The sequence below is a fragment of the Thauera sp. ZXT1-4 genome (assembly GCF_052598215.2).
In genome coordinates, this window is record NZ_JBQWSN020000028.1 from 1 (window position 1) to 21262 (window position 21262).

At 67.3% G+C, this 21262-nt stretch carries 20 protein-coding genes; 4 read left to right on the forward strand and 16 right to left on the reverse strand.

The genetic code is table 11. From position 1 onward, the window contains the following. Positions 1-73: 73 nt before the first annotated feature. A complete protein-coding gene (locus ACUH78_RS15935) occupies positions 74-373 on the reverse strand; it encodes a hypothetical protein (protein ID WP_445333981.1) in 300 nt (99 codons plus the stop codon). 238 nt (positions 374-611) lie between these two features. Here ACUH78_RS15935 and feoB point away from each other — a divergent pair, with 238 nt between their 5' ends. The 3 genes from feoB to ACUH78_RS15950 all read left to right on the forward strand — a co-directional run bounded on the left by feoB (position 612) and on the right by ACUH78_RS15950 (position 4610). Further along, positions 612-2570: a ferrous iron transport protein B gene (gene feoB, locus ACUH78_RS15940; protein ID WP_445333982.1), complete on the forward strand. Its 1959-nt coding sequence runs from the start codon at positions 612-614 to the stop codon at positions 2568-2570. Positions 2571-2580: 10 nt separating this feature from the next. Beyond that, positions 2581-2835, forward strand: coding sequence for a ferrous iron transport protein A (locus ACUH78_RS15945; RefSeq protein WP_418363728.1), 255 nt, complete (start codon positions 2581-2583; stop codon positions 2833-2835). 134 nt (positions 2836-2969) lie between these two features. Then, complete coding sequence (locus ACUH78_RS15950; RefSeq protein ID WP_435750634.1) at positions 2970-4610, forward strand: acyl-CoA synthetase; 1641 nt, start codon at positions 2970-2972, stop codon at positions 4608-4610. Positions 4611-4691: 81 nt separating this feature from the next. On the opposite strand, the gene ACUH78_RS15955 is transcribed toward ACUH78_RS15950, so the two are convergent. From ACUH78_RS15955 to ACUH78_RS15990, 8 genes are all read right to left on the reverse strand, one after another. Further along, positions 4692-5018, reverse strand: coding sequence for a branched-chain amino acid transport AzlD family protein (locus tag ACUH78_RS15955; RefSeq protein ID WP_445333983.1), 327 nt, complete (start codon positions 5016-5018; stop codon positions 4692-4694). A gap of 11 nt (positions 5019-5029) precedes the next feature. Beyond that, positions 5030-5734: an AzlC family ABC transporter permease gene (locus tag ACUH78_RS15960; RefSeq protein WP_445333984.1), complete on the reverse strand. Its 705-nt coding sequence runs from the start codon at positions 5732-5734 to the stop codon at positions 5030-5032. A 92-nt stretch (positions 5735-5826) separates the two neighbouring features. Next, positions 5827-6402: a TMEM165/GDT1 family protein gene (locus ACUH78_RS15965; RefSeq protein ID WP_445333985.1), complete on the reverse strand. Its 576-nt coding sequence runs from the start codon at positions 6400-6402 to the stop codon at positions 5827-5829. Positions 6403-6465: 63 nt separating this feature from the next. After that, the gene (locus tag ACUH78_RS15970; RefSeq protein WP_445333986.1) at positions 6466-9543 is read right to left on the reverse strand and encodes an efflux RND transporter permease subunit; all 3078 of its coding nucleotides are present in this window, start codon (positions 9541-9543) and stop codon (positions 6466-6468) included. Beyond that, positions 9540-10595, reverse strand: a complete 1056-nt coding sequence (locus tag ACUH78_RS15975) for an efflux RND transporter periplasmic adaptor subunit (RefSeq protein ID WP_418363734.1) — start codon at positions 10593-10595, stop codon at positions 9540-9542. The genes ACUH78_RS15970 and ACUH78_RS15975 overlap by 4 nt, the downstream gene beginning before the upstream one ends. A gap of 62 nt (positions 10596-10657) precedes the next feature. Next, positions 10658-11572 (reverse strand): adenylate/guanylate cyclase domain-containing protein, encoded by a 915-nt coding sequence (locus ACUH78_RS15980; RefSeq protein WP_435750630.1) that lies wholly within the window; start codon positions 11570-11572, stop codon positions 10658-10660. A 214-nt stretch (positions 11573-11786) separates the two neighbouring features. Further along, positions 11787-12686: a ribose-phosphate diphosphokinase gene (locus ACUH78_RS15985; protein WP_445333987.1), complete on the reverse strand. Its 900-nt coding sequence runs from the start codon at positions 12684-12686 to the stop codon at positions 11787-11789. Positions 12687-12773: 87 nt separating this feature from the next. After that, positions 12774-14366 (reverse strand): thymidine phosphorylase family protein, encoded by a 1593-nt coding sequence (locus ACUH78_RS15990; protein ID WP_435751451.1) that lies wholly within the window; start codon positions 14364-14366, stop codon positions 12774-12776. Between the two features lie 219 nt (positions 14367-14585). Between ACUH78_RS15990 and ACUH78_RS15995 the strand changes: the two genes are divergently transcribed. Beyond that, the gene (locus ACUH78_RS15995) at positions 14586-15008 is read left to right on the forward strand and encodes a CBS domain-containing protein (protein WP_418363738.1); all 423 of its coding nucleotides are present in this window, start codon (positions 14586-14588) and stop codon (positions 15006-15008) included. A 34-nt stretch (positions 15009-15042) separates the two neighbouring features. Here ACUH78_RS15995 and ACUH78_RS16000 read toward each other — a convergent pair whose 3' ends face one another. From ACUH78_RS16000 to ACUH78_RS16030, 7 genes are all read right to left on the reverse strand, one after another. Next, positions 15043-16149 carry a DUF5924 family protein gene (locus tag ACUH78_RS16000; protein WP_435751452.1) on the reverse strand — a complete coding sequence of 369 codons (1107 nt, stop codon included), beginning with the start codon at positions 16147-16149 and terminating at the stop codon, positions 15043-15045. Then, a complete protein-coding gene (locus ACUH78_RS16005) occupies positions 16146-16886 on the reverse strand; it encodes an SDR family oxidoreductase (protein WP_435751453.1) in 741 nt (246 codons plus the stop codon). The genes ACUH78_RS16000 and ACUH78_RS16005 overlap by 4 nt, the downstream gene beginning before the upstream one ends. Positions 16887-16899: 13 nt before the next feature. Further along, entirely contained in the window at positions 16900-17529 is a 630-nt protein-coding gene (locus ACUH78_RS16010) for a class I SAM-dependent methyltransferase (RefSeq protein WP_418363741.1), read from the reverse strand. Positions 17530-17666: 137 nt separating this feature from the next. Continuing rightward, entirely contained in the window at positions 17667-18128 is a 462-nt protein-coding gene (locus tag ACUH78_RS16015) for a CopD family protein (protein WP_418363742.1), read from the reverse strand. 82 nt (positions 18129-18210) lie between these two features. Then, positions 18211-19023, reverse strand: coding sequence for an enoyl-CoA hydratase/isomerase family protein (locus ACUH78_RS16020; protein ID WP_435751454.1), 813 nt, complete (start codon positions 19021-19023; stop codon positions 18211-18213). A gap of 248 nt (positions 19024-19271) precedes the next feature. Next, positions 19272-20039, reverse strand: a complete 768-nt coding sequence (locus tag ACUH78_RS16025; RefSeq protein ID WP_418363744.1) for a 3-hydroxyacyl-CoA dehydrogenase — start codon at positions 20037-20039, stop codon at positions 19272-19274. Between the two features lie 19 nt (positions 20040-20058). Next, entirely contained in the window at positions 20059-21258 is a 1200-nt protein-coding gene (locus ACUH78_RS16030; protein WP_418363745.1) for a thiolase family protein, read from the reverse strand. Positions 21259-21262: the final 4 nt, after the last annotated feature.

Below are 21262 nucleotides of genomic sequence, written 5' to 3' on the forward strand. Positions count from 1 at the left end.
CGATCTCTGAAGTCGCCGGCTCCGCCGGGGGGGCGGGGTTGCTCGGACGGTTACCCTTCGGATACCTTTGGCATCAGGGTTGTACGCCGCAGACGTGCGAAGAGCGCGAGCGAAGCGGCCTCGAAGTCGAAGCCTTGTCGCGCCCGCCCGCAGCGGCGGACGCCCACGCCGGAACTGGCGGCGGGCGGTTGAAAATTGCCTGTTCGAGTTGTTCGCATGATCGGATCAGCTCCTGGTCGATCGGGCGGGTATCGAGCTCCCTCAACAGCACCCCGGCCTCGTGCGCAGCACGCGGACAGCCCGTGTCCAGATAACGCGCCAAATGGGACAGCAGCCCGGCGAAGAGGGAGGCTTCCGCAGATGGATCATGCATGACAATCTCCTTGGTGCGAACGGTTCTCATTATTGTTATTAATATCCGAGAGGTCAACCCTCCACTGCCGGCTTTCAGGCATTCCGGAATCTGCCGCAGGAAGTCCATGGAGCAGACGCAGCGCACCCCCTTGAACGGGGTACCTAGATCTCGCTCGCTGTGGCGTGCTTGACGGAGATCAGAACGAGGAAAAGTGCGACCCATTATCATTTTGCGGATCACCATCAACTAGCGCGCCATGAATCACGCCCTCGCCGCCAGCGCGGCTTCATCCTCTCCCGTCCTCGCCCTCGTCGGCCATCCCAACGTCGGCAAATCGGTCCTCTTCCACCGCCTCACCGGCACCTACGTCACGGTGTCCAACTACCCCGGCACCACGGTCGAGGTCTCGCGCGCCACCCCGCGCTTCGACCGCGGCGCGTCCCTGCTCGACACGCCGGGCGTGCTCGCCCTGCCCTCGCGCAGTGATGACGAGCGCGCCACCATGCGTGCGCTGCTCAACGAGGACATGCGCACGCTGATCCAGGTCGGCGACGCGAAGAACCTGCGCCGCACGCTCAACCTCACTGCGCTGCTCGCGGAACTCGGCGTGCCGATGGTGATGGCGCTCAACATGACCGACGAGGCAAAGGCGCGCGGCGTGACGGTGGATACGGGTGCACTCGCCGAGGCGCTCTCCATCCCTGTGGTGGCGACCGTGGCCACCGGCGGCGAAGGCGTGACTGCCCTCACCGATGCGCTACCCAAGGCCGCCGCACCCGCTGCGCTGCTGCGTTACGACCAAGCGCTGGAACAGCAGATCGCGGGCATCGAGCAACTCATCCTCACCCACTGCCCGCACCCGCGCCTAGCCGCGCGCGGGCTGGCGATCCTCGCCATCGGGAGGGATCCTGAAGTGGGTGCCTGGCTTGAGGCGCAGCCCGGCAGCGCACCCGTGTGCGCGGCGATCGCCGACCTCACCGCCCCTACCGGACGCGACTCGCTGCCCGCGCGGCTGGCACGCGAGCGCAGCACCGCCGCCGAGGCACTCGCGCGCACCGTCTCCCGCCAGGCCAGCGGCAAGGATCGTACGCTGTCGATGCTGCTCGGCCGGGTCGCGGTTCACCGTGTATGGGGCTGGCCGATGCTGCTCGGCGTGCTCTATCTCGTCTATCTGTTCGTCGGCGACTTCGGCGCCAGCACCCTGGTCGGGCTGCTGGAGGAGGATTTCTTCGGCGAGGTACTGAACCCCGCCGTCACCGATTTCGTCACCCGCAACATCTCCACACCTTGGCTCGCCGATCTCTTCGTCGGCGAGTACGGGCTCTGGACGATGGGCATGACCTACGCACTGGCGTTGATCCTGCCCATCGTAACCACCTTCTTTCTCGCCTTCGGCATTCTGGAAGACTCGGGTTACTTCTCTCGCCTCTCGGTCATCGCCAACCGCATGTTCGCCGCGATCGGCCTCAACGGCCGCGCGGTGCTGCCGATGGTGCTCGGCCTGGGCTGCGTGACCATGGCCACGCTCACCACCCGCATCCTGCACACCCCGCGCGAGCGCCTGATCACCATCTACCTGATGGCGTTGGCGATTCCGTGCTCGGCGCAGCTGGGCGTGGTGCTCGGCCTGCTCGGCGGCATCTCCTTCGGTGCCACCGTCATCTGGGTGCTGGCGATCGTCGGCGTGCTGCTATTTACTGGCTGGCTGGCAAGCAAGGTCGTGCCCGGACGGCGCGTGCCCTTGATCACCGAACTGCCGCCGATGCGCATGCCGGTGCTGGGCAACGTGCTCAAGAAGACCGGCGGGCGACTGAAGTGGTACCTGATCGAGGTGATCCCCCTTTTCCTCATCGGCACGCTGATCATGTTCGCCCTGGATCGCGTCGGCGCCCTGCCCTGGATCATCGAGGCCGGCAAGCCCCTGGTGGTGGGCTGGCTCGGTCTTCCGCCGGAGGCGAGCGCCGCCTTCGTGATGGGCTTCCTGCGCCGCGACTTCGGCGCGAGCGGCCTGTTCGCGCTGCAGGGCGAGCTGTCGATGGTGCAAGCAGTGGTCGGCATGGTCACGATCACGCTCTTCGTGCCCTGCATCGCCAGCCTGATGATGATCATCAAGGAACAGGGCATGAAGGTCGCCGCACTGATGCTGGCGATGATCATCCCCACCGCCTTCCTGATCGGCGGCCTGCTCAACCACGGCCTGCGCCTGATCTTCTGAGGACTCGAGCATGAACGCGACCCACGCCCCCACGCACGAGCGCATCCGGCTGCTCGGCACCCCTGTCGGCCGCATGGTCCGCGTTGCAGACTTCGGCGACGAGATCGACCCCCTGCAGCGAGAACAACTGCACGCCTACGGACTGTCCGCAGCGCATGCAGTGCGCGTACTGCAGCAGCACCCAATGACCGTGTTGCTATGCGAACACGTGGAACTGGCGATCGAACACGAGGTGGCACGCCATGTCTGGGTAGAGCTCGCCTGAACGGGTAAACCCGTAGCAAAACCCGAGACAATTGCTGCGCCATCCTCCATACTTGCCGGTATGGGAAAGACGCGCCCGAGCGGGTGCGCCCACTCCATGCCTGCAAGCTTTGTCCGTAGATGGGAGAGGAAAGCATGTCGCAAAACGCATACGAAAAAGGTCTGGACAAGAACCGGGCCAACTATGTAGCACTATCCCCGCTGAGCTTCATCGAGCGCTCCGCCATGGTGTACCCGACGCGCACCAGCGTCGTGCATGGCAGCCGCAGCTACACTTGGTCCGAAACCTACACGCGCTGCCGCCGCCTGGCCAGTGCGCTGGTCGCCCACGGCGTGAAGAAGGGCGACACCGTCGCCGTCATGCTGCCCAACGTGCCGCCCATGGTCGAAGCCCACTTCGGCGTACCGATGACCGGCGCCGTGCTCAACACCCTGAACACCCGGCTCGACGCGGAGGCGATTGCCTTCATGCTCCAGCACGGCGAAGCGAAGGTGCTGATCACGGACCCCGAGTTCGCCGGCGTAATCCGCGCCGCGCTCGAACTGCTCGAAGGCGACAAGCCGCTCGTCATCGACGCGCTCGACGACGAATACCCGGGCAAGGACTGCGTCGGCGGCATCGAGTACGAGGAATTCCTTGCCGGCGGTGACCCGAACTACGCCTGGCAGATGCCCGAGGACGAGTGGGACGCAATCTCGCTCAACTACACCTCCGGCACCACCGGCAACCCCAAGGGCGTGGTCTATCACCACCGCGGCGCCTACCTCAACGCTGCCTCCAACATCATCAGCTGGGGCATGCAGCCGCACGCCGTGTACCTGTGGACGCTGCCGATGTTCCACTGCAACGGCTGGTGCTTCCCCTGGACCATGGCGGCCAACGCCGGCGTCAATGTCTGCCTGCGCAAGGTCGACCCCGCCCTCATCTACGAGCTCATCCGTCGCCACAAGGTCACCAACATGTGCGGCGCGCCCATCGTCTACGGCATGCTCATCAACGCCCCCGACGGCCTGCGCGCGGGCATCGAGCACAGCATCGCCGGCCTCATCGCCGGTGCCGCGCCCCCGGCCGCGATCATCGAAGGCGCCGAGCGCGTGGGCTTCGACATCACCCACGTCTATGGCCTCACCGAGACCTATGGCCCAGCCGCCGTGTGCGCCAAGCACCCCGAGTGGGATGCGCTGCCCATCGACCGCCGCGCCGAGCGCAACGGCCGCCAGGGGGTGCCCTATCACATGCAGCAGGCGATGACAGTACTCGACCCGGTCACCATGGAGCAGGTACCCGCCGACGGCGAAACCATGGGCGAGATCATGTTCCGCGGCAACCTCGTCATGAAGGGCTACCTGAAGAACGAGAAGGCCACGCAGGAGTCCTTCGCCGGCGGCTGGTTCCACACCGGCGACCTGGCCGTGCTGCACCCGGACGGCTATGTGAAGATCAAGGACCGCTCCAAGGACGTGATCATCTCGGGCGGTGAGAACATCTCCTCGCTCGAGGTCGAGGATGTGCTCTACCGCCACCCGGCGGTGATGACCGCGGCCGTGGTCGCGCGCCCCGACGAAAAGTGGGGTGAAGTCCCGGCGGCCTACATCGAGGTCAAGGAAGGCGCCGGCGTAACCGCGGAGGACATCATCGCCCACTGCCGCGAGCATCTCGCCCGCTTCAAGGTGCCCAAGCACATCGAGTTCTGCGTCCTGCCCAAGACCTCCACCGGCAAGATCCAGAAATTCGCCCTGCGCGAACTCGCCAAGTCCGCCTCGGCCATCGAGTAAGCCGCCGGCAAGGCCGCGGATCGACGGGGCTTCGAACTCCGGATCCGCCCGCAGCCAAGGGGCTGGTGCGGGTAGCGCAAGCTACCAGCCCAGCCCTTTCCTCATCAGCAGCAGCACCGCCATGCCCAGGATGAAGGGCAGCCAGGGGTTGCGCGAGCGCAGCGCGAGCAGGATCACCAGCGCCCCCGCAGCGAGCTTGGGATTGAGCGGATCGAACACGCCCCCATCGAGCAGCAGGTCGGGCATCACCAGTGCCGACAGCGCCGCCGCCGGCGCATAGCGCAGGGCGCGCTGCAGGGCCGGCGGCAGGCGACCCTTCTCTCCGGCGAGGATGAAGCTGCCGCGGGTCAGGACGGTGGTCGAGCCGATCGCAAGCAGGGTCAGCCACAGCCACAGGCCTTCGCTCATCACGCCCTCGATCATCGCGCAGCCCGCCCCGCCAGCATGCGTTCAGCGGCAAAGCCGGCGGCGATGCCGAGCGCGATGCCTGCGATCAAGCCCAGGCGCAGCGGCAGGTCACGCAGCAGCACCGCGCCCAGCCCGCCCACCAGCCCCGCCACCCACATCGGACGCTCCCGCAGCATCGGCACCATCATCACCATCAGCGCGATCGTGGTCATGAACTCCAGTGACCAGCCCTGCGGGATGACGCCCGCGCCCAGCACCCCGATCAGGGTGCTGCACTGCCACAGCATCCAGCAGTAGATGGAAGGAACAATGTAGTAACCCCAGCGCCAATCCGGATCTTGCGCGCGCCGCAGCTTGTCGGCACCGACCGCGAACATGCCGTCGACGAGCAGGTAGCTCGAAGCCAGCCGGCGCATGAAAGGATGGCCGTGGAAAGCCGGTGCCAGCGTGGCACTGAAGATGATGAAGCGCAGGTTGAGCACCAGCGCAGTAAGGAAGATCAGCCACAGCGGCGCACCGCTGCCGATCAGCGGCAGCGTGCCGAGTTGGGCGGTCCCGGCATACACGAGCAGATTCATGCCCATGGCCTCGAGCGGTGACAAGCCGATCGAGCGCATTGCAATGCCGGTGACCATCGCCCAGGGCACGAGTCCGACCGAAAGTGGCAGAAAGTCGCGCATGCCCTCGCGGGCGCCGCTACGGAAGGTGGATTCCATGAGGGCTGACTGCAAAAGCGCTCTAGCATAGCAGGCGTCGTGCATCGGCGCCGCCGTGCGCGAAAGGGGTCACGAAAGGGGGTACGAAAGGGTCAGAAACCGAGCGACTCGCCGGCGCCCGCAAGGGTCGCGATCCCCAGCCCGAGGAAGATCGCCGCTGCAATCCCATGCACCAGCTTCACCGGCATGCGCTGGGCGATTCGGTCGCCAAGCAGCACTGCCGGCACGTTGGCGATCATCATGCCAAGCGTTGTGCCGATCACCACTGCAAGCATGGCCTGGTACTGCGCCGCCAGCGCCACCGTGGCCACCTGGGTCTTGTCGCCCATCTCGGCAAGGAAGAAGGCGATCAGCGTCGTTCCGAACACCCCGAAGCGCGGAAGCCGGGCGTCCTCTTCATCGAGCTTGTCGGGGATCAGGGTCCACACCGCCATCGCGAGAAAGGACAGGCCGAGCACCCAGCGCAGGGTGTGCGGCCCCATCAGCGTGGTCAGCCAGGTACCGACCGCGGCAGCGAAGGCATGGTTGGCGAGGGTCGCGACCAGAATGCCGAGCACGATCGGCCATGGTCTGCGAAACCGGGCGGCGAGGATGAAGGCGAGCAACTGCGTCTTGTCGCCGATTTCAGCGAGCGCGACGATGGCGGTGGAAACGAGAAAGGCGTCCATTACAGCGGATCCGGTGTTATGCGCAGCGGCCGAACGCCTGCGCCTCGACCCGAGCGCGGCATTCTAGCGGCCGCCGCGCTCCATCGCCATGCGATACACCAGCGGAATGGCGAAAAGGGTCAGGACCGTGGAAAAACCCAGGCCCCACACGATGCTCGCCGCCACCGGACCCCACATCAGCGACTTGCCCCCCAGCCCGATCGCAAGCGACAGCAGCCCACCAATGGTGGTGGTGGTGGTGATCAGGATCGGCACCACGCGCCGGCGCGCGGCGTAGATCGCTGCATGCTGCACGCTCATGCCCGCCGCACGACGCTCGTTGGCTGCGTCGATCAGCACGATCGCCGAATTCACTGCGATTCCGGTGAGCGCGATCACGCCGTACAGGGTGTACAGCGACAGCGGATTGCCCGACACCAGCAGCCCGAGCACCACACCGGTGAAGGCCAGCGGCACCGTTACCAAGATGATCAAGGGTTGCCAGTAGCTGCGGAACTGGGTCGCGAGGATCAGGTAGATCAGGCCAATGCCGAGCATGAAGAGCTTGCCCATTGCGTCCAGGCTCTCCTCGATATCCTCGAGTTCACCCGAGAAATCAAGCTCCACACCAGGGAACTCCGGCTGCATGCGCACCCACGCGGCCTTGAGCCGGTCGTTGGCCTCCACGGTGTCGATCTGCGACCTGTCCAGATCGGCTTCAACGGTAATTGCGCGGGTGAGCTGATAGTGGCGGATGTAGCCCTTGGACAGGCGCAACTCATGATCCACCAGATCGCCCAACTGCACGCTGCGGCCATCGGCGAGCGGGACCACCCGCTGCAGCAACTCGGTGACGTCGTTGAGGTTTTCCGGACGGGCACGGACGACCACCTCGATCTTCTCTCCGCCCTCGCGGGTCGTGGCGACGATCTCACCCTCCCCGTACAGGCGCAGCAGGCGTGCGACCTCGGCCGGATTCACCCCTGCGCGGGCTAGCTTCTCGCGGTTCAGCAGCAGGCGCATCTCGCCACGGCCGGGCACGTCGTCATCCATGAGGTCCTTGACCCCGGGCAGGAGCGCAACCTCGGCAAGAAACGCGTCCGCGGCGGCGCGCAACTGCGGGTAGTCGTCAGACTTCATCTTCACCGAGATCGGCTTCGCGGTCGGCGGGCCGCCCTTCATCTCCATGAAGGAAAACTTCGCCTCACCCTCCAGCGCCTCGATCCGCGGACGCACCGCGGCGATGATCTCGCCGGTTTCGCGCATGTCGCCGTGGCGTGGCAGAAGGGCTACCAGCACCTGCCCGTACTGGTCGCCATAGACCGGCTCGGTGTCGGTGAACTTGAGGCCCGAATAGCTGGCGATCGACCGCAGCTCCGCCGGGTCGACCGCCTCCTGCAGCACGCGGGCGGCGCGCTCGGCCTCGGCCAGGGTCCGCTCGGGACGGACCCCGGCGGGCATGTCCACGCTGACATAGAAGAAGCGCATCGAATCGAAAGCGAAGAACTGCACCTTCACCAGGCCACCCGCCACCGCCGCACCGGCCCCCACCATGAGCAGCACGAGCACGGCCATGCCGATCCGGCGCCGGCGAAGCACTGCCACCAGCGCACGCGCGTACTTCACCCGCAGCCAGTGCGTGAAGCGCTCGCGCAATACCTGCGCACGGGTGCGCCGAGCAGAGGGCTGCAGGCCCAAGGCAAGAACGTGGGTGGGCAGGATCCAGAACGCCTCGGCCAGGCTCACCAGCAAGCCCACCGTGACCACGAAGGGCACGACGAACATGAAGCTGCCGAGGATGCCGGGCAGCAGCATCAACGGCAGGAATGCAGCAATCGTGGTGAGCACCGAGGCGATCACCGGCAGCCCCACCTCACGCACCCCGCCCACCACCGCCTCCTGCGGCGCCTCGCCACGCTGCAGGCGGTAGTAGATGGCTTCCACGATCACCACCGCGTCGTCCACCAGCATGCCGAGCGCGATCACCACCCCGAGCAGAACGGTGAGGTTGAGGGTCGAACCGATCAGATCGACGCCGATGAAGGTGCCCGCAAGCGAAAACGGCACCCCCAGCCCCACGAGCAGCGCCAGGCGCGAGCCGAGGAAGATCCAGCACATCAGCAGCACCGCACCGAGGCCGAAGAGTGCGTTCGACTCCATCACGCCGATCGCGCTACGGGTCGCGTGGGTCTGATCATCGATCAGGGTCAGCTGTACCCCCTGGCCGGCGAGCAACGGATTGCGCGCGCCAGCGAAAGCCTGCAGGCGCTCCACCAGCTCCAAGGTGTTGGCGTCGGGTTGCTTGGTGACGGACAGCATCACCGCGGGCTGGCCGTTGTAGATGACCAACTGGCTCGCGCGCTCCTGGCCACGTGCAACGCTTGCGATCTCGTCCAGCGCCACACGGCCTCCTGGCGTGATGACGGCTGCGCCTGCCAGGGTTTCCGGGTCAGGCGTCTTGCCCTCCATGCGCACCAGCCACTCGCGGTCCTGCACGCGCACGCGACCGCCGAGCGTATTGCGGAACCACGCAGCCACCGCATCGGACACCTGCACCGGCGACAGGCCGGCTGCGGCCACCCGCGCCGGATCGAAATCGACCTGCAGCTGCGGCTCCTCGAAGCCGGCGGTGATCACCTGGTCCACCCCCTCCAGCGCCTCGAGCTCCTTCTTCATCACGAAGCCGGCGCGCCGCAGGCGTTCACCGCCAGCGCCATGCAGCACCATGATCGCCGTCGGAAAACCATTCGAACTGGTGATCTCCATGACCACCGGGTCGGTAGCGTCCGGCGGCAGCTCGGCCGACGCCTTGTTCTGGATCTCACGCCGCAGGTCATTGACGCGCTTGTCGAAGCGGCGCTCGGACAGCTCCTCGAAGCGCACCAGGATGGACGACACCCCCTCGCGGCTCGAAGAGGATGCGAAGCGCACATCCTTGACCTGCTTGATCGCATCCTCGAGCGGGCCGGTGAGCTCACGCTCCACATCCTCCGCCGAGGCGCCCGGCAGCGCGGTGATGATGCTGACCCAGTTGAAGTTGATCTCCGGATCCTGCGCCCTCGGCATGGCCAGATAGCTGAGCAACCCGCCGAGCAGCACCATCACGAAGGCGATGTTGGCCAGCGGATGATTGTCGATCAGCTTGCGGTAGAAGGCGCTCACTGCGCGCCTCCGGACGCACCAGCGCCAGCAGTCTGCGCATCCAGCCCGAGCGCGAAGCGCCCTTCATCGACGATCAGCGTGTCGCCCGCCCAGTCGACCGCCACGGCACGTCCCGCCTGTGCCTGCGGCAGCACCCTGAACACCGGCACCCCGTCCTGCATCACCCAGGCCCCCAGCGCACCCTTGCGCTCCTGCACGAAGCCCGCCGGCAGATGCGGCGTACCGCTGCGCCAGCGCAACTCCCCACCCAACCCGGGCGACAGTTCCGCATCGCCGCGGAAGATCGCCTCGCGGGTCTGGCCAGCCACATCCAGCAGCGGCGATATGCGCTGCAACTGCAGGGCGTGCTCGCGCCCGCCCGCCGCCAGCGTCCATTCCGGGGCGGCGCGCAAGCTGTCGATGTGCATGGAGGGCACTTGCGCGCGCACCTCGGCATCGCCCGTCGCGGCGAACACCAGCAGAGGCGCACCCACCGCCGCCAACTCGCCCACGGCCACCCGGCGCTCGCGCACCACCCCATCGAAAGGCGCGACGATGCGCGTGCGCGCCAAGGCGAGCTCGGCCGCCGCCCGGGCGGCGAGCGCCGCGTCGCGCTCGCGCTCGAGCACGCCCAGCTCGGTTTCGCGGATGCGTAACCCGTCGGCGCTGATGAAGTCGCGCTGCGCCAGCGCACGCGCCTGGTCGAGCTGGGCGCGCGCGAGGCTGATCCGGCTGTCGATCAGGGCCAGTTGGGCACGCACACGGTCAAGCTCGATACGGTAGGCAGCGTCGTCCAGTTGCACCAGCAGCTTGCCGCGCGCGATCGCCTCCCCCTCGCGCACCGGCATGTCGACGACACGCGCGGCAACTTCCGCGGCGATGCGCGCTTCCTCCCGGGCGACCACCTGCGCCGGAGCGCGGAACTCCGGGTAACTCGCGAGCTCAGCCAGGGGCCGGGCATCAAGCGAACCCACGCCGGATTCGTCCGCGGCATGGACCGTTACGGCAAGGAGTAGCAGGAAAGGCGCAACGAGGCGGGAAGCAATGAAGCAGGGGGCGGTCAGGCGATTCACAATGCGTCGGTCCGGTTCTTGTCGTTGGAGAGGCGGGCGCCTCGACCGCGCAGCAGGGCGGATCAGCCCTCGTCGATGACGCGGAAGCTCAGCGTAGGGGCGGTAAAATCGTCCGGGGTCGCCCCCACTCCGATCTCGCCCTCGCCATAGAGGGTGCAGCTGTCGCGGCGCAGCACCACGGGGGCGCAGGTGCCGGCGAACCGTACCCAGCTGCCGTTGCTGCTGAAGTCGGTAAGCAGGCACTGGCCGGCCGCCCATTCGATGCGCGCATGACGGCGCGACACGCGCGGATCGTCGATCGAGAAACCCGCGCCGTCTCCGCGCCCGATGATCAGGGGCGCTTCGTCGTCGTGCAGTTCGATGTGCTGATCGAGCCGTGCCAGGTCAACACGGCGGATCGGCCGCCCCGCATCGATCAGCCCCTGAAAGCCGAGCAGCGCGGTCAAGGTCGTTTCGGCAGTGCGCGAGAAATCGACGCGCCAGACCCGCACTGGCTCGGCCTTGCCCTTGATGGTAATGCGGTCGAGGCTGTGACAGGCCAAGCGAACGGGGTCCGGCAAGCAGGAGAAAACGGACTCGCTGATCAGCGTCTCCCCCGCCTCGGCACGGTCGCTGAGGCGGGCGGCCACGTTCACCGCGTCGCCGTAGCAGTCACCGTCGTGTTCCACGATGGCGCCCCGGTCGATGCCCGTCTTCACGCCCAGCGGGCCGCGCTGCAACTCGACCGCCGTCAGCTCGCGCAGGACTTCCTGCATGCGCGCGCCGGCCTGTACCGCCGCGACCGGGTCGTCAAACAGCACCAGCACCCCGTCACCGAGATACTTGACCACCTGACCGCCAGCACAGGCGAGATGACGGCCGAGCACATGCGTGCAACGCGTGACGATCTGTGTCGCCGCGACATTGCCTGCAGATTCAAACAGTCCGGTGCTTCCCGTAAGATCGGCGAACACCACGGTCCTGACCGATTGTTCCACGCGCCTCCCCGTTTATTTTCGTTGTGGTACGCAGCGACGCCAAGCCACGAATCGACCACAGACCGCTGCCGTACCAGCCGCGATGCTAGCACTAAGGCTTGATCACGTCATCGGTCGCGCAAGTCGCGCGGCATGAAAAATGCTTGGAAAGGCTTTGCGGGCAGCAAAAACGAGAAACGACCCGCCCGTCGTGGCACAGCGGCCCGCGGGCGGATCAGGCGGGAAGAATGGCGCGCAAGGCCTCGGCGAGCAACGGCGCAACCTGTACCGCATTGCTCGGGTGCACGATGCAATCGGTGCTCCAGATCTCGCCAACCCCAGCGTTGTGAATGGCCTCGAGCGCGCCTTGCGCAAAGAGCGCATGCGTGACCGCCACGTCGACCGAGCGTGCACCGGCCTCGCGCAGCAGGACCGCAGCGCGGGCAAGCGTCTGACCCGAGCTCGCCACGTCATCGAGCAGGATCACGGCACGCCCTGCTACCTCGGCGCCCGCGGGCAGCGCAATCACAACATCATGGTCGCCACGGCGAATCTTGCTGCACACGATACTGTCAAGACCATGCCGTCCGGCTGCGGTCTCGATCCACTGGCGCGATTCGGCGTCAGGACCGACGAGCAGCGGGCGCTCCCGACGCTGCACGGCGATGTCCGCAAGCAGGCCGGCACCCGAAAGCGCGATCGCGTGTGGGGCGGGGATCGCCTCGGTCAGGGTATCGACGCGGTGCAGGTGCGGGTCGACGGTAATCACCGCATCGAAAAGCCCGGCCAGGAATTCACCCACGATGCGCTGGCTGACCACCTCGCCCGGACGGAAGGCCTTGTCCTGGCGCATGTAGGCCAGATAGGGCGCGACCAGGCTGATATGCGCGGCACCCAGCTTCCCGGCACTGCGCGCGACCAGCAGCAACTCCAGCAGCTTCTCGTTGGGGCGGTGCAGGCTGCGAAAGAGCACGACATGCTGCGGCAGCGACGGAGGCAGCCTCAACCGCAACTCGTCATCCGGAAAGCGGTGGCGTTCGATCAGTGCTGCGTCCAGGCCGGCGGCGCGCGCCAGCCGGGCGGCTTCATCCGTCTCGTCCTCGAAATGCAGCAGGAGGGGCGTGTTGTTCTTCATCGGTAAAAGCCTACCCGGGTCCCTCCCGCGCCGAAAGTTGATCCGGGCCTCGTCTGCGAAGGAATTCACACCCGCGCGACTGGGGGCTCAGAACTCCACGAACAGATGCGGCACTTCCTCCGCGCCACCGATCGCATAGCCGCTGGCGCGAGCGCTCGCCTGGCGGGCAAAGTCGAGGTCGGACGGGTAATCGGCATGGACCCTGTAGAGTGCCTCCCCCTTCTGCACCGGATCTCCGAGCTTCTTCAGCAGATCCACGCCCGAAGCGAGCATCTTGGGCGCGCCTGCCAGACGGGCAATGCGCGCGAGCTGCAGGTTGTCGATGCCGGTGATCACCCCATCCGCCTCGGCCAGCACGTCGAATGCGAGGCGGGCGAGTTGCGGCGCGTTGTGATCGAAGGCCTTGCCGCCCTGCGCGCGGACGATGGCGTCCATCTTCGCCAGCGCGCGCCCCGAGTCCAGAATGTCGCGCGCAATGGCGAAGCCGTCCCCCCCACGCACGTCCGGATCGAACTCCAGCATGCGCCCCGCGAGGCGCAGCGCCTTCTGGCGCAGATCGTTGGGCGCACGCGGATCGTTCTCCAGCACCTGCATCACGTCGCGCGCCTCGAGCACCGGGCCGATGCCGTTGCCGATCGGCTGGCGGCCGTCGGTGATCACCACGTCGATGGTCAGGCCCATGCGCGTGGCGACAAACTCGAACAGCTTGCGCAGCTTCTGCGCCTCCGGCATCGAGCGCACCTTCGCGCTTGGTCCCACCGGAATGTCGAGCACCAGATGGGTCGATCCGGCGGCTACCTTCTTGGACAGGATGGAAGCGACCATCTGCCCGGGCGAATCGATCGACAGCGGGCGCTCGACCGAGATCAGCACGTCGTCGGCCGGCGAGAGCTTGGCCGTGCCGCCCCAGGCGAGGCAGCCGCGGTGCTCGCGCACGATCTCGTTCAGGCGCTCCACCGGAAGCTCGACCTGCGCCAGCACCTCCATGGTGTCGGCCGTGCCCGCCGGCGAGGTGATCGCGCGCGAGGAGGTCTTCGGGCACAGCATGCCGTGCGCGGCGACGATCGGCACCACCAGCATCGAGGTCCGGTTGCCCGGGATGCCACCGATGCAGTGCTTGTCCACCACCGGCCGCTCCTGCCAGTCGATGCGGTGCCCCACCGCCGCCATCGCCTCGGTGAGGAAATACACCTCCTCGCGGTCGAGTTCGCCCTGGTTGGTCGCGACCACGAAGGCGGTGAGCTCGATCTTCGAATAACGATGTTCGGCGATGTCACGCACGATCGCACGGAAGTCATCCCGCGCGAGCCGCTCACCGGCGATCTTGCGGTGCAGCGCAGGGATGGAGGTCGGCGGCTCGGCCTGCGCAATCATCGCCGGGTGCCCATTCTCGACCCCCATCTGCGCAAAGGCGTCGATCGACAGCCCGACCTCATGGCAGCGCACGATGCGCGGATCGTCCACCACATTGAGCGTGGCGAGGACACGCCGGCCATTGGCGCGCACCTCGACCTTGGACAGTGCCTGGAAACCTTCAGCGCGGTAGATCTCGCAGTCCCGGTGCAGGTAGGCGACGTTTTCGCGGTAGGTATCCACTGCCACGCGGCGCAGCCTGAGCGGGAAGGCATCCCCCTCTTGCGGCGGCGGCAGGGCGGGATGGTCGTCATTCTGTGCATTCATGGTGCAAGACTACACCCTGGCTCCACACCCATGAAGCCGCTCGCAGGCACGGATGCGTCACATGACACAGGGACACCCACGTCACGGACAGACACACCGGGACCGCCAGCATTACGCCTGGCGAAACCCCTGCGCAAAGCTTAACGAACGTCAACATGGTCAAGCCCGATCGACCATAAAATGAGTACAAATTCACACACCAGCACAACGGAGGGCGACATGACGAACCGAAACATCTCTTTCATCGTCAAGGACCAGAACCCCTTGATGCTGCGTCCGACGGATACCGTCCAGAGCGCGTGCCAGGCAATGTGCGAGCGCAGCGTGGGCGCGGTACTGGTAACGGACACCAGGGCCCACCTGAAGGGCATCTTCACCGGCCGCGATGCGGTGCAGGTGATCGCCAATGGTGGCGACCCGGCGACGGTTCATCTGTCCGAAGTCATGACCCGCGACCCCGACACCATCGAACCCGACCGCAAGGCGATCGACGCGCTGCACAGGATGTGCGACGGCGGCTACCGGCACTTGCCGGTGACGGTCGACGGCAAGGTGGTCGGCATCATTTCGCGCAGCGACTTCAAGGGCCTCGAGCTCGACCAGTTCGAGGACGAGCAGAGCCTGTGGGAACGCATCTGCTGACCCCCACTCGACCCGGCGCGCCCGGTCCAGAAGCTCAGTCGACCCGAAACCGGAGCGTGCCGATCATGCGGTCGTCCGCAGTGAGCACGCGCACTTGCCAGCGCCCGCGCGGATCATCCGGGAAGTTGCGCTTGTACGTCCACGCGCGGTAGCCGTCGGTTCGTCCGCCGGTCACATCCAGTTCGATGCGGTCGACCTCGCGCCCTTCGTGCAGCCAGACATGACTCACCCGCTCCGTGAGCCCCAGCGGCGCGCGGATTGCAGTGTAGGCGTAGAGGCCTGCCTCGCGCAGGTGCGCGGCATCCAGCGCCCGCAGGCTCTGCGCTGGCGCCCGTTGCTCGACATCCATGGCCGTGCTGACCGCCACCTGGGTCAGCCGCAGGGTGGCAGGCGGCACCCACAGGCGCGCCAGCCATCCGGCGAGGCCTAGGGCCACCAGCAAGACCAGCACCAGCAGTCCGCGCCACCAGCGTGGCATGGTGACCGCGCCCGCCAAGGTCGGAAACGACAGCACCACGGCAACCGCGAGCGCTGCCTGATAGCTCGCCATCGCCGGGACCTGCAGCACCAGCGGCAACACCACCAGCAGCAGCGCGAACAGGGTCAGCGTGTGATAGCTCAGGAAAAGCCAGCGTCGCTTCGCCAAGCGCCCGTAGTACAGCGGATCGATGATCGCTACCAGCGCCATCACCCCAAGCGCGGCGGTGAACATCGCCTGACCGCTGTTCCAGGAGGTACTGGCGACGAAGAAAGGCAGCGCAAAAAACAGGCTCTCCTGGTGCGTGAACTGCGTCAGGTAGCGCACCAGCGCGGCGGGCACACCGAAGCCGAAGCGCCGTTTCAGCGCGCGATCGAGCACGCGCTCCAATACCAGCAGCAACCAACCCGCCAGCATCGCTACCGCCATCACCCTCGCCACGCCCTCATGACGTTCGACGAGAAGGAAGCTGAGCACACCGGAAACGAAGCCGAAGCTCGCCACCAGCCAGGGGTGGCGGCGCAGCCACACCATCAGACGCAGTCCGCGCCATTTCAGTCGCTTGAGCCGGCTGCCGCGCCCACCCGGCGCCGCCGATACGGGCAGCGCGGGCTCCGCATCCGGGGGCAACCCAGCCCGTGGCTCGACGGGGCCGGCGCTCACTGCATCAGGTCGCGCAGATCGGCGACCGGCGAACGGCCGAAATCCGCGTCGAGCATGAAATCCACCAGATGCATCGCACACGCCTCGGGGGCCACCAGGCTGCCGCTGCGCTTCAGGTCGACGAAGCGCTCCCGCATGGGAAAGCGCTCGGGGGCGATCGCACGGATCTCGCCCTGCATGTCGGTGTCGATGACGCCCGGCGCCAGCGCGCAGATGCGCAGCCCGGGCGTGGCATCCATCTGGACCGCACGCGCATGGTGGTCAAGTGCCGCCTTGGTGGCGCAATACACGCTCCAGCCCGAATAGGCGGCGCGCGCTGCGCCGCTCGACACGTGCAGCACGCGCCGCTCCCGAATCCCGTCCGCCTGTGCGAAAGCCGCCGCCAGCATCAGCGGCGCCGCCACGTTTATCGCCACGGCGTGCGCCACCGCTGCCGGGTCCTGCAGCGGCAAAGGCCCCATCGGCTGCAGGGTGCCGGCATTGTTTATCAGTAGCGCTTCATCTGCATCACCCAGCCAACCGGCGAGCCCGCCCGCCGCAAGCCAGGCTGCGAGGGCTTCGGTATCGGCCAGATCAAGCGCCACCTCGGCGAGCTGCCCGCCGTGCGCCACCGCCAGGGCGGCATTCCCCTGCCGCGCCAGCCCAAGCACCGGAACACCGCGTTCGAGCAGTTCCGCCGCAATCGCCGCACCCAGCCCGCGGCTGTGTCCACTCACGATTGCCCGGATACCCGTCATCGTGCTTCTCCGCTCACGCAGCCGGTTTGCGCGCGACCAGGCCTACCAAGGCCGAATGCCCCTTGTGGCCGACCCCTTCATCGAGCACGTCCTCGTATTCCTGCAGATGCAGGATCTCGAGCGCGCCGAAGGCTTCGCGCAGCATGTCCGCGGTGTACAGATGGTCGACCGCCGACGGCCCGCCGGTACGGAACTCGAGTTGCTTCGGCGTATAGCCCTGCAGGATCAGATGGCCGCCCGGCTTGAGCGCGCGAACCATGCCCGCAAAGATGCTCGCGCGCTGCGCCGGCGTGGCGAACTGGATGAAGATCGCCACCACGAAATCAAACGCGGCCTCCGGATACGCCCAAGCAACCGCATCCGCAAGCACGAAGTCGACCTCGACGTGACGGCCAGCCGCGAGCTTGCGCGCCTTCTCCAGCGCCACCGGCGAGATCTCGGTCGCCGTCACCTGCAGGCCCTGCTCGGCCAGCCACACCGCATTGCGCCCCTCGCCATCGGCCACCGAAAGCGCATTGGCGCCGGAAGCCAGCAAGGCCGATTGCGCTGCCAGAAAACGGTTTGGGGTGGTGCCGAATACATAGTCCTCGCCCGCGTCGCGAAAGCGCGAAGACCACATGCGTTCCTGTTCGTGTGCGTTCATCGTTTCTCCTGAAATCGTGCTGCGACATCGCGCCCGTGCGCATCGCCGCCCCCCCGTGGCTCGCGGACCCAGCCACCCGCTACCAGGGCAGGCGCTCGCCCGCGCCCGGATGCATCCGAACGGTCAACACGGAATGCTCAAACCAGCCAGCGGCCGAGTGTCGCCATCGCGATGGTCAGCAGGCCCAGGGTCAGGTTGGTCCCGACAAGCTGACGGATGCGCCCGAGCGCCGCGCCGCCCGATTTCCATTCCTCCGTTGCGACGGCCTGCTTCAGGCCTGCATACGGAACGAAGAAGACGAAGGCGTAGATGGCGATCATCACCAGGCCCATCAGGAGCATCAGGTGCTGGTAGAGCGGTGCCGCAGCAAAACCATAGCCCAGGATCAATGCGAGCCCGCTCGCGAGCACGGCCACGACCGACACCCACACCCAGACAAAGAAGCGCGCAAGCACCCCGCGCCACAGCCGCAGGCGCGGCGGCGGCTCGAGCTGGCTGGCTGCCTCCGGACGCAGGCAGACATAGGCAAAGAACATGCCGCCCACCCAGACGACGACGCCGGTCACGTGCAGGAGGAGCAGAAAGGAATCAAGAGCCATGGCGCCACCTCAAAAGGTATCGAAAGCGTCCTGATTGTGCCGCAAAAGAGGCCCCGCGCGGCAAGCGCCGCGATCGGCCCTGCTATCGGCCCTGCCAGCGCGCCGGACGCCGCTCGCAGAAGGCGCGCACGCCCTCGCCGAAGTCCGCATTTGCCGACATGGCGAGAAAGCTCGCCTTCTCCGCATCAAGCGCACCCGCGAAGTCGCTGTTCAGCCCCGACCGCAGCAATCGCTTGATTCCGGCCTGCGCTGCCGCCGGCCCGTCTGCGAGGCGGCGCGCCATGGCGAGCCCGCTGTCCTGCAGCTGCGCCACCGGCACGACCTCGGCCACCAGGCCGATATCCTTCGCCTGTGCGGCATCGATCTGCGGATTGAGCAACGCGATCGCCAGCGCGCGCTGCAGCCCCACTCGGCGCGAGAGATGCCAACTCGCCCCGCCGTCCGGCGTGGTGCCGATCGCGCTGTAGGCAAACACGAAGCGCGCATCGTCGGCCGCAACCAGAATGTCACAGGCGATCGCCAGCGACATGCCGAAACCCGCCGCCGAGCCGGCCACCAGGCCGATGACCGGGCACGGCAGTCTCGTGAGGCCCGCAACCGCCTCGTGCACCGCATCGATCAGGCACCCGATCTCCTCGGCGCATTCCTGCTGCGAGTCCTGCAGCAGGGCATCGAAACGGCGCACATCGCCACCGACCATGAAATGTGCGCCGCTGCTGCGCAGCACGACCGCCCGTGGCGGCTCCGCTTGCAAGGCGCGCACGGCATCGCGCAAGGCGAGCCCCATCGCGAGATCGAGGCTGTTGCGCGAGGCCGGACGGTCAAGGGTGATGAAGGCAATCCCGCCCTCACGCTCGAGGCGCACGGATGAATCGGCAGCGGTGGAATCAGACATCGGCATAATCTCCTTGAGTACATTCTTTGCGTATGCGGACGAGGATACGCGATGCGCCATCGCCGGGCACCCCCCCCCCGCCACACCCCTCGCCCACCCCCTGACCCGACACGCCCCGGCCCGCACGCCCGCGCCCGCACAGACACACGTGGCCGCGCCTGCCTCAGGGGCGAGGCCCTACCGGGAGAAGAGGGGGAGCGAAACAGCGAGCAGGATGGAAAGCGAAATGCGCAACTCGAACACGCAGCTTACTTGGCCGCCATGCGGATCGCACCGTCCAGGCGGATGACCTCGCCGTTCAACATCGGGTTCTCGCAGATCGACTTCACCAGCTGCGCGTATTCGCTGGAACGACCCAGGCGCGAGGGGAAAGGCACCATCTGGCCGAGCGAATCCTGCACCTGCTGTGGCAGCCCGCGCAGCATCGGCGTCTCGAAGATGCCGGGCGCGATGCTCATGACGCGGATGCCGTAGCGCGCCAGCTCGCGCGCGATCGGCAGCGTCATGCCGACCACGCCGGCCTTGGACGCCGAGTAGGCCGCCTGGCCGATCTGGCCGTCGAAGGCGGCGACCGAGGCGGTGGTGACGATCACGCCGCGCTCGCCCTCCTCGTTCGGCGCGGCCTTGCTCATGGCGTCGGCGGCGAGGCGGATCGGGTTGAAGGTGCCGACAAGGTTGATCGTCACCCCGCGCATGAAACTGTCGAGGCGGTGCGGGCCTTCCTTGCCCACGACCTTTTCGCCCGGCGCCACGCCGGCGCAGCACACCAGACCGTGCAGGCCGCCGAAGCCCGTCACCGCGGCATCGACCGCTGCCTGCGTCGACGCCTCGTCGGTGACGTCGGTGCGCACGAAGCAGGCCGCTGCGCCCAGCTCCGCCGCGAGCGCCTTGCCCGCCTCTTCATTGAGATCGGCAAGCACCACCTTGCCGCCGCCTTCGACCACCATGCGCGCGGTGGCGGCGCCCAGGCCCGAGGCGCCGCCGGTGACGAGGAATACCGAGTTTGCGATCTTCATTGCGTGTGCTCCCTGTGTCTCAGATGCGTTCGATGATGGTTGCGGTGGCCATGCCGTGGCCGACGCACATGACCTGCAGGCCGAAGCGGCCGTCGCGCTGCTCGAGGCCTGCGAGCATCTTGGCCATCAGGCCGGCGCCGGTGCCGCCCAGCGGGTGGCCGTGGGCGATCGCGCCGCCCCAGGGGTTGAAACGGTCCATGTCCGGCGCGAACTCGCGCATGAAGCACAGGGCCACGCTGGCGAAAGCCTCGTTGACCTCGATCCAGTCCATGTCGCGGATCGACAGCCCGGCCATCTCCAGCGCGCGGCGCGCCGCCGGGATCACCCCGGTGAGCTGCATCACAGGGTCCGAACCGACCGCGACGCGGGCGCGGAAGCGCGCGCGCGGCCGGATGCCCAGCGCATCGGCCGCCGCGCGCCGACCGACCAGCACCGCGGCCGCGCCGTCGGACATCTGGCTGGCGTTGGCCGCAGTCACGCCGCCCTCGCCCGGCTGGCGGAACACCGGCTGCATGGCGCGCATGCGCTCGACATCGATCACCGCACGGATGCCTTCGTCGTGCGCCAGCGTGATCGTGCCACCCTCCTTGTCCACACCCGCCACCGGCAGGATCTCGGTGTGCAGGCCGGCCGCGCGCGCCGCCTCGGCACGGCAGTGGCTTTCCATCGCGTAGTCATCCATCTCGGCACGCGAGATCTGCCACTGGTCGGCGATGCGCTCGGCGCTCTCGACCTGATGCGGAATGGCGAAGCGCGCGAGGATCTTCGGATGCAGATTGTCGAAGCCACGGAAGTCGCCCTGCCCCAGGGTCAGATCGAGGAACATCGGCACCCGGCTCATGCTCTCGACGCCGCAACCGATGGCAAACTCGAGGTCGCCCGCAGCCACCGCCTGCGAAGCGGCATGGGTGGCGAACTGGCTGGAGCCGCACATGCGGTTCATCGACACGCCCGGCACCTCAGCCGGCAGCCCGGCGATCAACAGCGCCTGGCGGGCGATGTTGGCGCCCTGCTCGCCGGCCTGGCTGACGCAGCCGGCCAGCACGTCGCCGACCTTATCGGCCGGCAGTCCGGTGCGCGCCAGCACGCCGCCGATGGCGGTGGCGAGCAGTTCGTCCGGGCGGGTCTCGCGCAGCGCCCCGCCGCGGCGGCCGAAGGGGGTGCGGACGGCGCCCAGAATCAGCGCTTCGTTCGGATTGGAGGAATTGGATGGGGTCATTGCT